Annotated in this window: 10 protein-coding genes; 3 read left to right on the forward strand and 7 right to left on the reverse strand. The window is 72.0% G+C overall.

Annotated elements, in window-relative coordinates:
* From IEZ01_RS16200 to IEZ01_RS16230, 7 genes are all read right to left on the reverse strand, one after another.
* Positions 1–1504, reverse strand: a 1504-nt coding sequence (locus IEZ01_RS16200; protein ID WP_229832987.1) for an AMP-binding protein, incomplete at its 3' end; no start/stop codon positions are given.
* Positions 1505–1604: 100 nt separating this feature from the next.
* Complete coding sequence (locus IEZ01_RS16205; RefSeq protein WP_189202284.1) at positions 1605–2738, reverse strand: acyl-CoA dehydrogenase family protein; 1134 nt, start codon at positions 2736–2738, stop codon at positions 1605–1607.
* Positions 2735–4618: an acetyl/propionyl/methylcrotonyl-CoA carboxylase subunit alpha gene (locus IEZ01_RS16210; protein WP_189202286.1), complete on the reverse strand. Its 1884-nt coding sequence runs from the start codon at positions 4616–4618 to the stop codon at positions 2735–2737. Before IEZ01_RS16210 ends, IEZ01_RS16205 begins: the two co-directional genes overlap by 4 nt.
* 7 nt (positions 4619–4625) lie before the next feature.
* Positions 4626–6224 carry an acyl-CoA carboxylase subunit beta gene (locus IEZ01_RS16215; RefSeq protein WP_019887277.1) on the reverse strand — a complete coding sequence of 533 codons (1599 nt, stop codon included), beginning with the start codon at positions 6222–6224 and terminating at the stop codon, positions 4626–4628.
* Positions 6221–7900 carry an acyclic terpene utilization AtuA family protein gene (locus tag IEZ01_RS16220; protein WP_189202288.1) on the reverse strand — a complete coding sequence of 560 codons (1680 nt, stop codon included), beginning with the start codon at positions 7898–7900 and terminating at the stop codon, positions 6221–6223. Before IEZ01_RS16220 ends, IEZ01_RS16215 begins: the two co-directional genes overlap by 4 nt.
* The gene (locus tag IEZ01_RS16225; RefSeq protein WP_189202290.1) at positions 7897–8691 is read right to left on the reverse strand and encodes a TIGR03084 family metal-binding protein; all 795 of its coding nucleotides are present in this window, start codon (positions 8689–8691) and stop codon (positions 7897–7899) included. The genes IEZ01_RS16220 and IEZ01_RS16225 overlap by 4 nt, the downstream gene beginning before the upstream one ends.
* 132 nt (positions 8692–8823) lie before the next feature.
* Positions 8824–9207 carry a hypothetical protein gene (locus IEZ01_RS16230; RefSeq protein ID WP_189202292.1) on the reverse strand — a complete coding sequence of 128 codons (384 nt, stop codon included), beginning with the start codon at positions 9205–9207 and terminating at the stop codon, positions 8824–8826.
* 271 nt (positions 9208–9478) lie between these two features.
* On the opposite strand from IEZ01_RS16230, the gene IEZ01_RS16235 reads away from it, so the two are divergent.
* The 3 genes from IEZ01_RS16235 to IEZ01_RS16245 are packed head-to-tail and all read left to right on the forward strand — an operon-like array spanning position 9479 to position 12147.
* The gene (locus tag IEZ01_RS16235) at positions 9479–10555 is read left to right on the forward strand and encodes a tyrosine-type recombinase/integrase (protein WP_189202294.1); all 1077 of its coding nucleotides are present in this window, start codon (positions 9479–9481) and stop codon (positions 10553–10555) included.
* Positions 10552–10878 (forward strand): helix-turn-helix domain-containing protein, encoded by a 327-nt coding sequence (locus IEZ01_RS16240; protein WP_189202295.1) that lies wholly within the window; start codon positions 10552–10554, stop codon positions 10876–10878. The genes IEZ01_RS16235 and IEZ01_RS16240 overlap by 4 nt, the downstream gene beginning before the upstream one ends.
* Positions 10879–10908: 30 nt before the next feature.
* Positions 10909–12147 (forward strand): site-specific integrase, encoded by a 1239-nt coding sequence (locus IEZ01_RS16245; protein ID WP_229832989.1) that lies wholly within the window; start codon positions 10909–10911, stop codon positions 12145–12147.
* The last annotated feature ends 19 nt before the right edge of the window (positions 12148–12166 follow it).

The raw sequence follows: 12166 nt of genomic DNA on the forward strand, positions 1-12166 counted from the left end.
CCCGCCGCACCTTCTTGTACGGCGCCACCCGCCCGGCGACGAACTCCACGACCTCGTCCTCGGTCAGCCCCGACGCCGTCGGCTGACGCACCACGAACGCCTTCGGCACCTCGTTGCCGTCGTCGTCGTACACCCCGATCACCGCCGCGTCCGCCACCCCCTCGTGGGTGAGCAGCAGCGCCTCCAGCTCGGCCGGCGCGACCTGGTAACCCTTGTACTTGATCAGCTCCTTGACCCGGTCGACGACGAACAGCCACCCGTCCTCGTCGACCCGGCCGATGTCGCCCGTGTGCAGCCAGCCGTCCGCGTCGATCATCTGCGCGGTGGCCTCCGGACGCCCCAGATACCCCTTCATCACCTGCGGCCCCCGGATGGCGACCTCGCCCGCCTCACCGGGCGCCGCGTCCGCCGACGGATCGTCCAGGGACAGGATCCGCATCTCCGTGTTCGGCAGCAGCCTGCCCACCGTCCCCGGCGGCGGCCGCTCCACGTCCAGCGGCACCACATGCGTCCCCGGCGACAGCTCCGTCATGCCGTACGCCTGCCGCACGGGCGGCAGCTTCAGCCGGTCCGAACAGGCCTGCGCCAGCGCCGCGTCGAGCGGGGCCGCCGCGCTGACGACGTACTCCAGCGACGACAGGTCGTAGCGCGCCACTGCCGGATGCTTCGCCAGCGCCAGCACGATCGGCGGCGCCACGTACAGCCCGTTGATGTGGTGTTTCTCGATCGCGCCGAGGAACTGGTCCAGGTCGAACCGGGGCAGCACGACCACCGTCGCACCATGCTTCAGCGGCGCGTTCATCAGCGCCGTCAGACCGTAGATGTGGAAGAACGGCAGCACCGCGAGGATCCGGTCGCCCGGCCGCATCGGGATCGCCGGATAGAGCTGCGCCAGGTTGGTGGCGATCGAGCGGTGCGTGAGCATCACCCCCTTCGGCACGCCGGTCGTGCCCGACGAGTACGGCAGCGCCGCCACGTCCTCGTCCGGGTCGATGCCGAGCACCGGCTCCGGCGCGGTCGACCCGAGCAGGTCCCGTACCGACCGGTGCCCCTCCGCCTCGTCGCAGACGAAGATTTCCTCGATCCCGCCGACCATCTCCGCCGCCCGCCGCGCCGACTCCAGCAGCGGCGAGACGGTGACGATCCAGCGCGCCGAGGAGTCCCGCAGCTGCTTGGCGAACTCCTCCGCCGTCGCCAGCGGATGCACCGTCGTCACGGACGCCCCCGCGCGCGTGGCGCCGTAGAACACCACCGGATACAGCACGGTGTTGGGGCTGTGCAGAGCCAGCACATCGCCCTTGCGCAGTCCCGCGTCGGCCAGGGCGGCGGCGATCCGCCGGTGGAACGCGTCGACCTGCGCGTACGTCAGCGACGCCCCGGCCGCCCCGTCGACCAGGGCGGGCATGTCACCGAACTCCGCCGCCCGGCCCAGCACGGCGTCATGGATGGGGAGCGAGACGGCGGGAACGTCCTCGTACGAGCTGCGGTGCACCTTCGGGATCACGGTCAGCCCCTTCGCATCGGATGGTCGGACGGACGCCAGGATCGCCCCTGCCGGGTCGCGTTGGGGAGACCTGAGCCGGGAAGACCTAAGTTGGGGAGACCTAGTACGACTTCGGCAGCCCCAGGGACTGGTGAGAGACGAAGTTGAGGATCATCTCCCGGCTGACCGGCGCGATCCTCGCCACCCGTGACGCCGCGATCAGCGACGCCAGGCCGAACTCCCGGGTCAGACCGTTGCCGCCGAGCGTGTGCACCGACTGGTCCACCGCCTTCACACACGCCTCACCGGCCGCGTACTTCGCCATGTTCGCCGCCTCCCCCGCCGCCATGTCGTCACCCGCGTCGTACAGCGCCGCCGCCCTCTGCATCATCAGCCGCGCCAGCTCCAGCTCGATGTGCGCCTGCGCCAGCGGATGCGCGATCGCCTGATGCGCCCCGATCGGCACCTTCCACACCTGCCGCTCCTTGGCGTACGCGACCGCCCGGCCCAGCGCGTACCGCCCCATGCCGATCGCGAACGCCGCCGTCATGATCCGCTCCGGGTTCAGCCCCGCGAACAGCTGCAGCAGCCCCGCATCCTCGTCCCCCACCAGCGCGTCCGCCGGCAGATGCACCCCGTCCAGCGTCAGCTCGAACTGCTTCTCGTGCGCCTGGAGCTCCATGTCGATCTGCCGCCGACCAAAACCAGGGGTGTCGCGCGGAACGATGAACAGGCACGCCTTGAGATTGCCGGTACGGGCGTCGGAGGTACGGCCCACGATGAGGGTCGCGTCCGCGATGTCGACGCCGGAGACGAAGACCTTACGGCCGTCGAGAGCCCAGCCGTCCTCGGTACGGGTGGCGGTGGTCGTGATGCGGTGCGAGTTGGAGCCGGCGTCCGGCTCGGTGATGCCGAAGGCCATCGTGCGGCTGCCGTCGGCCAGCCCGGGCAGCCAGTCCGCCTTCTGCGCCTGCGTCCCGAACCGGGAGATGACGGTGCCGCAGATGGCCGGCGAGACGACCATCATCAGCAGCGGCGCACCGGCCGCGCCGGCCTCCTCCAGGACTATGGACAGCTCGGCCATGCCGCCGCCCCCGCCGCCGTACTCCTCGGGGAGGTTGACCCCGAGGTAACCGAGCTTGCCGGCCTCGGCCCACAGGGCCGCCCGGTCGAAGCCGGGCCCGTGCCGGTGGCCCAGTGCGGAGACGGCGGCGCGCAGCGCGGTGCGTTCCGGTGACTCGATGAGGCTGGTCATTGCGGATCCTCCTGAACGACGGCGAGCAGGGCGCCGACCTCGACCTGGCGGCCGGGGACGGCGTGGAGCGCGGTGAGCGTGCCGGAGGCGGGGGCGGTGATGCGGTGCTCCATCTTCATGGCCTCCAGCCACAGGAGCGGCTGCCCGGCGACGACCTGGTCGCCGACGGCGAGACCGTCCGCGACCCGGACGACGGTGCCGGGCATGGGCGCGAGCAGGGAACCGGGGGCGGTCTGCTCGCGCGGGTCGGTGAACCGGGGCCGGACCGTGAGCCGGTACGGGCCGACGTGGACGGTGCCTTCCGGGTACCGGGCGACGTCGAAGTCCCGTACCACCCCGTCGACTTCGAGGCGCACGCGGTCGGGAGCGGCGGCGACGGCGCGGACGCCCTCGGGTGCGGTGACGGTGAACCCGCCGCCGCGCAGGGGCCGGTACCTCACCTCGTGCGCGCCGTACACCCGCACCTGGTCCTGGGAGCGGACGTTGCGCCACCCGCCGCCGAACCGCCCTGCGCTCCCGGCCGCGTCGGCGAGCGCGGCGGCGACGGCGGCGTACGCCTCACCGTCCCGTGGCCGGGCCAGCGCGTCGAGGTTCCGGCCGTAGAACCCGGTGCCGAGCCGTCCGGGGTCCTGGAACTCGGGGTGACGCAGCGAGGCGACGAGCAGGTCCCGGTTGGTGACCGGCCCGTGCACCGCGGCCCGCTCCAGCACGTCCGCCAGCTTCCGCACCGCCGCCGCCCGGCTCGGGGCGTGCACGACGACCTTGGCGAGCATGGCGTCGTAGTGCACCGGCACGGTGTCCCCGGAGGCGTAGCCGCTGTCAACACGGACGCGGGGAGCGTCCGCACTCCTCCGGTCGTGAAACTCCAGGGCGTGCAGCACGCCCGCCTGCGGGGTCCAGCCCGTGGCCGGGTCCTCCGCGTACAGGCGGGCCTCGACGGCGTGGCCGCGCGGGGCCGGCGCGTCGGCCGGCAGCCGCTCACCCTCCGCGACCGCGATCTGGAGCGCCACCAGATCCACCCCGTACACCTCCTCGGTCACCGGGTGCTCGACCTGGAGCCGGGTGTTCATCTCCAGGAAGTGCGCGCGGCCGTCCGCGACCAGGAACTCCACCGTCCCCGCCCCCACATAGCCGACCGCCTTGGCGGCCGCCGCCGAGCGCTCGTACAGCTCCTCGACGAGCCGGGCCGGCAGCCCCGGCGCCGGGGCCTCCTCGATCACCTTCTGGTGGCGCCGCTGGAGCGAGCAGTCCCGGGTCCCGAGCGTCCAGACCGTGCCGTGGGTATCGGCGAGGACCTGCACCTCCACATGGCGGCCGCCCTCCACATACGGCTCGACGAACACCTCCCCGTCCCCGAACGCGCTCAACGCCTCCGCCCGCGCCGCCGTCAACTCGCTCTCCAGCGCGGACAGTTCGCGTACGACCCGCATGCCGCGCCCGCCGCCGCCCGCCGCCGCCTTCACCAGCACCGGCAGGTCCGCCTCGGTGACGTCGGTGAGCGGGGCGAGCCCCATCAGCTCCTTCGCCCGTGTCTTCGACGCCATCGCCTCGATCGCGGCCGGCGGCGGACCGATCCACACAAGGCCCGCGTCGGCCACGGCCGCCGCGAACTCGGCGTTCTCCGACAGGAAGCCGTACCCCGGATGCACCGCGTCCGCGCCCGCCGCCAGCGCCGCCTTCACGATCAGATCGCCGCGCAGATACGTCTCGGCGGGCGCGGATCCCGGCAGCCGCACGGCGGCGTCCGCCTCCCGTACGTGCAGCGCCGACGCGTCCGCGTCCGAGTACACCGCCACCGTCGCGAGCCCCAGCTCACGGCAGGTACGGAAGACCCGGCAGGCGATCTCGCCCCGGTTGGCGACAAGAACAGTGGAGATCATCAGAGCCTCACATCCGGAAGACGCCGAAGCCGCCCCGCGCGCCCTCGACCGGTGCCGTGTGGATCGCCGACAGACACAGCCCGAGGACCGTGCGGGTGTCCCGGGGGTCGATGACCCCGTCGTCGTACAACCGCCCCGACAGGAACATCGGCAGCGACTCGGACTCGATCTGCTGCTCGACCATCGCCCGCAGCCCGGCGTCCGCCTCCTCGTCGTACGGCTGCCCCTTGGCCTGCGCGGACGCGCGGGCGACGATCGACAGCACCCCGGCCAGCTGCTGGGGGCCCATCACGGCCGACTTGGCGCTGGGCCAGGCGAAGAGGAAACGGGGGTCGTAGGCCCGGCCGCACATGCCGTAGTGCCCGGCGCCGTAACTCGCGCCCAGCAGCACCGACAGATGAGGGACCTTCGAATTGGCCACCGCGTTGATCATCATCGCGCCGTGCTTGATGATGCCGCCCTGCTCGTACTCCTTGCCGACCATGTAGCCGGTGGTGTTGTGCAGGAACAGCAGCGGAATGTCCCGCTGGTTGGCGAGCTGGATGAACTGCGCGGCCTTCTGCGACTCCGCGCTGAACAGCACGCCCTGCGCGTTGGCCAGGATCCCGACCGGATAGCCGTGCAGCGACGCCCAGCCCGTCACCAGACTCGGCCCGTACGCCGCCTTGAACTCGTCGAAGTCCGAACCGTCCACGATCCGGGCGATCACCTCACGCGGATCGAAGGGCGTGCGCAGATCCCCCGGCACGATCCCCAGCAGTTCTTCCGCGTCGTACTTCGGCGGCTGCGCCGGACCCGGATCGGGGTGCGCCTTGCGGTGGTTGAGCCGGGCGACGATCCGGCGGGCCTGGCGCAACGCGTCCGCCTCGTCGACGGCGTAATGGTCGGCGAGCCCGGAGACCCGCGCGTGCATCCGCGCACCGCCGAGGGACTCGTCGTCGCTCTCCTCCCCGGTCGCCATCTTGACCAGCGGCGGACCGCCGAGGAAGACCTTCGACCGCTCCTCGATCATCACGGTGTGGTCGGACATGCCGGGGACGTACGCGCCACCGGCCGTGGAGTTGCCGAAGACGACCGCGATCGTGGGGATCCCGGCGGCGGACAGCCGGGTCAGGTCGCGGAAGAGCGCCCCGCCGGGGATGAAGATCTCCTTCTGGGACGGCAGATCGGCCCCGCCCGACTCGACGAGAGAGATCACCGGGAGGCGGTTGGCACAGGCGATCTCGTTGGCGCGCAGCACCTTCTTCAGCGTCCACGGGTTGGAGGCGCCGCCGCGTACGGTCGGGTCGTTGGCGGTGATCAGGCACTCGACGCCTTCCACCACGCCGATGCCGGTGACGATGGACGCGCCGACGGGGTAGTCGCTGCCCCAGGCGGCGAGCGGCGACAGCTCCAGGAACGGGGTGTCGGGGTCGAGGAGCAGCTCGATCCGTTCCCGGGCGAGGAGTTTGCCGCGGGCGCGGTGCCGGGCGGTGTACTTCTCGCCGCCGCCGGCGAGCGCCTTGGCGTGTTCGGCGTCCAGGGCGGTCAGCTTGTCGAGGAGGGCGGCGCGGTGGGCGGTGTAGTCGGCGCCGCCGGTGTCGAGGGCCGAGGCGAGCACGGTCACAGGAGAACCTCCGGTACGTCGAGTTCGCGGGCGCGCAGCCACTCGCCGAGGGCTTTGGCCTGGGGGTCGAAGCGGGCCTGGGAGACGACGCCCTCGCCGAGAAGGCCGGTGACGACGAAGTTCAGGGCACGGAGGTTGGGCAACATGTGTCGGGTGACCGACAGTTGACCGATTTCAGGCAACAGATGACAGAGTCGGTCAACTGTCAGTTCATGGACGAGCCACCGCCAGGCGTCATCCGTCCGCGCCCAGACCCCGACGTTCGCGTCCCCGCCCTTGTCCCCACTGCGTGCCCCCACGATCCGCCCGAGCGGCACCCGCCGTACCGGCCCCGCGGGCAGCGGCGGCGGCGGCGCCGGCTCCGGTACGGGCTCCAGTGCGCGCGTCCGCACCGGCTCGGGCACCTGCTCGCGCCGCCCGTCCGGGAGGACGGCGACGTGGGTGGCCTCCGAGCGGTCCACGTACCGGGCCTCGAAGACGCCGTAGGGCGCGCCCTTGCCGGGCGGAGCGGTGACGTGGAAGCCGGGGTAGGAGCCGAGGGCCAGTTCGACGGCCGCGCCGCTGAGGGCGCGCCCCACCGCCTCGGGGCCCTGATCGCGTACGACGAGCCTGAGCAGTGCGCTGGCGGTCTCCTCGGTGTCGGCGTCGGCGCGGTCGGTCCGGGCGAGCTCCCAGCGCACCTCGGCAGGGCGGGAGGTGGTGCGGGTGAAGGCGTCCTCGATCTGGTCCTGGACGAGGGCGGCCTTGGTGTCGATGTCGAGGCCGGTGAGGACGAAGACGACTTCGTTGCGCCAGCCGCCGAGGCGGTTGAACCCGGCCTTGAGGGTGGGGGGCGGGGCCTCGCCGCGTACGCCGTCGATCCTGACCCGGTCGGGCCCGTCCTGGGTGAGCCGTACGGTGTCGAGCCGGGCGGTGACGTCGGGCCCGGCGTACCGCGCGGGCCCTGTCTCGTACAGCAGCTGCGCGGTGACGGTGCCGGTGTCGACGAGGCCGCCGGTGCCGTCGTGTTTGGTGATGACGCTGCTGCCGTCGGCGTGGATCTCGGCGAGGGGGAAGCCGGGGCGGCGTATGTCGTGGCCGGTGAAGAAGGCGTAGTTGCCGCCGGTGGCCTGGGTGCCGCACTCCAGGACGTGCCCGGCGACGACCGCGCCGGCGAGCTGGTCGTACGCCTCGGGGCCCCAGCCGTGCCACCACTGGGCGGGGCCGGTGACGAGGGCGGCGTCGGTGACCCGGCCGGTGACGACGACGTCGGCCCCGGCGGCGAGGGCGGCGGCGATCCCGCCGCCGCCGAGGTAGGCGTTGGCGCTGAGCACGCCGTCGGGGGCGGGCAGCCGGTCGCCTTCGACGTGGGCGATACGGACGGGGACGCCGAGGCGGGCGGCGAGGGCGCGCAGGGCGTCGGCGAGGGCGGCGGGGTTGAGTCCGCCGGCGTTGGTGACGATCCGGACGCCGCGGTCATGGGCGAGGCCGAGGCCTTCCTCCATCTGCCGCAGGAAGGTTTTGGCGTAGCCGGTGGCGGGGTCCTTGAGCTGGTCGCGGCCGAGGATGAGGAGGGTGAGTTCGGCGAGGTAGTCGCCGGTGAGGACGTCGAGCCGGCCGCCGGTGAGCATCTCGCGGACGGCGTCGAACCGGTCGCCGTAGAAGCCGGACGCGTTGCCGATCCGCAGGAGGCTCATGCGGTTCCCTTCGGGGCGCGTCCCGGTCCGGCCGGGCCGGCGAAGGCCTGGGCGATGGAGAGCCAGGTGTCGGCGTCGGGCCCTTCGGCGCGCAGGGCGAGGTCGTCGCGGTGGGCTCGCTGGGTGACCAGGAGGCAGAAGTCGAGGGCGGGGCCGGTGATCCTCTGCGGGGCGTCCTCGGGTCCGTAGCTCCAGAGACCGGTCCCGTCGGGCGGGGTGAGTTCGACCCGGAAGGGTGCGGTGGGCGCGGGCAGGCCGCGTACGAGGTAGGCGTAGTCGCGGGCGCGTACGCCGATCCAGGCGACGTGGCGCAGCCGGTCGGTGGGCCGGCGTTCGGCGCCGAGGGCGTCGGCGACGTCCTGGCCGTGGGCCCAGGTCTCCATGAGGCGGGCGGTGGCCATGGCGGTGGCGCTCATGGGCGGCCCGTACCAGGGGAAGCGGCTGCCGGCCGGGGCGTGCCGCAGGGCGGTGTGGAGCGCGTCTCGGCCGGTGCGCCAGCGGGCGAGGAGCTCGTCGGGCGGGAGCGCGGCGCCTTCGGCGGCGCCGTCGTCGACGAAGGTGTTGGGGGCGGCGAGGGCGCGGGCGGTCTCGGCGCCGAACGCGTCGGAGTCGGTGAGAGCGAGCAGCGCGGCCCGGTCGGTCCAGGCGAGGTGGGCGATCTGGTGGGCGACGGTCCAGCGGGGAGCCGGGGTGGGAGCGGCCCACCGTTCCGGGCTCAGCTGCCCGACCAGCCGGTCGAGTTCCTCGCTCTCACTGCGCAGGTCGTCGAGGACGACGGCAGGGTCGGACACGGTGCGCTCCCCTCGGGACACGGCGGTGTGTGCCGAGGAGCATGGCAGCGCCCGAGGAAACAAGCAAGCATGCTTGCTTTACTTCTGGCCACAGACTCCGGCGCGGCCGGCCGGGGACGGGAGTGCGGGTGGTCAGAGGCGGCGGGCACCGCGCTGACTCTGGTACCAGGCCAGCGCGGCCAGAACGTCGGAGGGCTCGGCGGCGAGCGCGGCCGCATGACCGCGACAGGCGAGGACGTCCCGGCCGTCTCGGACAGCGACGACCCGCAGGGTGTCTGTCGCACCGCACCGCTCGCACACGCGGACGTCCGGAACGCCTGCCCCCGGGCCGAAGGCGGTCTGGGCCGCACTCGTCAGCGGGGTGCCTGTCGGCAACCCGAGCGTCTCTCCGCGAGCCTCGTCGGCCTCGCCGTTGACCGTCTCGCAATACCCGCCCGCCAAGACCACCGCACGGCGCATGCCCGCCTGGCGATAGGCGGCCCTGCTGAGCCGCTCGAAGGTGTCGACAAGACACACCTTGGGTCCCTCCGCGCGCCTCATGGCCAGGCACAAGGCAGTCGAACTGGGGGCGGTGTTCACCAAGGGCGTCGTCACGGTCTCGGCTGAGGGATCTTGTGTGCGACATCCCGTGAGTTCCCCTGAGCTCTGCTGAGTCCTCAACCTCGTGGCCAGGGGGTTCTTCCTCCTTCGTGTGCTCTGCGGCCCTGTGACGTAACTTCGGGATTCTTGAAGCGTTCTCACCTCGTCCGACCGATCCGCAGTCGGGCCGAAGGCGAGGAGGCTCGGGTTGGCGCTGGCGGTCGTACGGGACCTGCGTGAGCACTGGGCGCCCGCGTCGGCGGAGGAGCTGGAGCGCTTCGAGACGGACGTGCTGTCCGGGTTCGTCCTCGCGCGGGCCTCGGCGGGCCTGGCGGACGGCACGATCCGCGGGGACGTCGGGCACCTGGAGCAGATCAGGACCTGGTTCGGCCGGCCGTTGTGGGACATGGAGCCGGCCGACGCGGACGCGTACTTCGGGAAGGTGCTGCGGAACTCACCCAGCGGCACCCGGCTGGCCCGGTCGCAGGCACTGACGACGTACTTCCTGTTCCTGGAGCTGCGGCACAAGGTCGAGATCCACCGGATGACCGGTCGGGTGGTCGAGTGCCCGATCGACGAGATGAACCGGCCGCGCGGGGCCAAGGACGCGGCGCTGCGGATCCCGCCGACCGATCCGGAGGTCGGAACGCTGTTCACCGGCTGGGGCGGCGAGCTGGCGACCTGCCGCAAGTTCGCCCCTACCGCCAGGAACTACACCGCGGCGAAGCTGATGTCGCAGGTCGGCCTGCGGGTCAGCGAGGCATGCAAGCTCGACGTGGGCGACATCAAGTGGAACCTGGGGCGCTTCGGCAAGCTCCACGTCCGCCACGGCAAGGGCGCCCGTGGCTCCGGGCCGCGTGAGCGGATGGTTCCGCTGATCAACGGCGCCGACCGCACGTTGCGGTGGTTCATCGAGGACGTGTGGGGCCAGTTCGACGACGACCACACCCGGCCCGGTGCCCCGCTGTTCCCGAGCGAGCGGAAGAACACCGACGGTTCCGCCCGCCGGGTCGGCGACGATGCCCTGCGCAACGGCCTCGACAACGCGGTCGAGGCTCATCTGCCGAGCTGGACGGACAAGCTGACGCCGCATGTCCTGCGGCACTTCTGCGCGTCCCAGCTCTATGGAAATGGGCTGGACTTGCTCGCGATCCAGGAGGTTTTGGGACATTCCTGGATCGCCACGACGATGCGATACGTCCACGTCCAGCAGACCCGGGTCGAGGACGCGTGGGTCGCCGGGACCGAGCGGGCCGCGAAGCGGCTGGAAGGGCTGATCCGATGAGGTGGAACCTGCGGCTGACCGCCGCGAACAAGGGTATCTGGAAGGCGTCCGAGCTCCAGCGGAGCCTGGCCGAGCACGGCCTGGTGATCTCGGCCGGCAAGATGTCCGGGCTGTGGTCCGGCCAGCCGGTCTCGCTCAAGCTGGAGGACCTGGACGTCATCTGCGTCGTCCTCGGCTGCGAGATCGGCGACCTGCTGATCCCCGAGCCGGACAAGGTCCGCCGCCCCGGCGAGGAGACCGGCCAGCAGGCCGCCGCCGCGTCCGGTCCCGCTCCGGCGGTGGTCCCGCGTCGGCGGGACGGCCGGTCACTGCCGCCGGTGTGACCGGCCAGGACGAGTGAGGACGACACGCTGGTGCTGGAGCCTGACAGCTGCTCGAACTGCCTGGCCTGGGGTCTGCTGTTCATGCGGTGGTGCGGGGGCTGCAACTCCTTCGCCCGTCCAGGTCCGCACAGCCCATGCACGGGCTGCCGGCGAAGCGGCCCACTGCGGAAGGGGTACTGCCGTCTGTGCTGGTGCCAGGCCCGTACGCAGGCAGCGACAACCGGCGCGAGGGCGGAGTCGCTGCTGCCGACGCTGCGGCATCACCAGCTGTTCTTCGCGCACATGGCTCCGCTGTGGGAACGCGTCGCGCGGCCGCGGCTGCCGAAGTACGAGCGGCGAGGGCGCCCCCGCAAACCCGATCCCCCTCCGGCGTCGCCGCCCGGCGGCTGGCTCCAACCTGCCTTGTTCGAGGTCTGCCGCGACTTCACCGGGACCGATCCCGACCAGCACGCGGGCCCGGACAACCCCTGGCTGGCCTGGGCACGGCATACCGCCCACCGCCTCGGCGAGAACACGGTCTGGAACTACCTGAACCGCATCCGGCCCGTGCTGATCCCCTGGTCAAGCGGCTACGACCACCTGCGCGAGGTGACCCGCGACGACGTCCTCGTCCAGCTCGATGCCCTCCACGGTGGCCAACGGCAGCACACCCTCATCGTGCTGCGGTCGCTGTTCCGCCAGGCGAAGAAGAACGGCACCATCTTCAAGAACCCGACCAGCCGCATCCGTGTCGGCCAGCGCGAGTACGGCATCCTCCAGCCCCTGGAGCCCGAGCACATCAACACCTCGGTCGCCGCGGTCACCAAGCCGGCGGACCGCCTCGTCCTCGCCCTCGCCGCAGTGCATGCCGCACGGTCCGGAGCGATCCGCCGCCTCCAGCTCGACGACCTCGACATCGGCAACCACAAGCTCACGATCGACGGCCGCATCCGACGACTCGACGACCTCACGCTGCACTTCGCCCTGGAGTGGCTGAAGTTCCGGCGCCGCCGCTGGCCCGACACCGCCAATCCGCATCTGCTGATCAACAAGATCACTGCTCTGGGCACCGGCCCAGTCAGCGGGGTCACTCTCTCTGAGCCCTTTCGCGGCCAGGCCGCCACCCTGGAACAGCTCCGCGTCGACCGGCAGCTCGAAGAAGCCCTCGTCCACGGGCCCGACCCGCTTCACCTCGCCGAGGTCTTCGGCCTGGACGAGAAGACCGCGATCCGCTACGCGAACTCCGCCCGCGCTCTGCTGGACCAGGCCGCTGAACAGCAGCTTCGGTGAAACCCGCTCGACCGGGACG

Source organism: Streptomyces purpureus, assembly GCF_014648195.1.
GTDB classification, from domain to species: Bacteria; Actinomycetota; Actinomycetes; order Streptomycetales; family Streptomycetaceae; genus Streptomyces; species Streptomyces purpureus.

Bases quoted from the DNA above. Each gene is read 5' to 3' on its own strand.
- IEZ01_RS16205 (WP_189202284.1), bottom strand. From the start codon at position 2,738: ATGACCAGCCTCATCGAGTCACCGGAACGCACCGCGCTGCGCGCCGCC.
- IEZ01_RS16210 (WP_189202286.1), bottom strand. From the start codon at position 4,618: ATGATCTCCACTGTTCTTGTCGCCAACCGGGGCGAGATCGCCTGCCGG.
- IEZ01_RS16220 (WP_189202288.1), bottom strand. From the start codon at position 7,900: ATGAGCCTCCTGCGGATCGGCAACGCGTCCGGCTTCTACGGCGACCGG.
- IEZ01_RS16240 (WP_189202295.1), top strand. From the start codon at position 10,552: ATGAGGTGGAACCTGCGGCTGACCGCCGCGAACAAGGGTATCTGGAAG.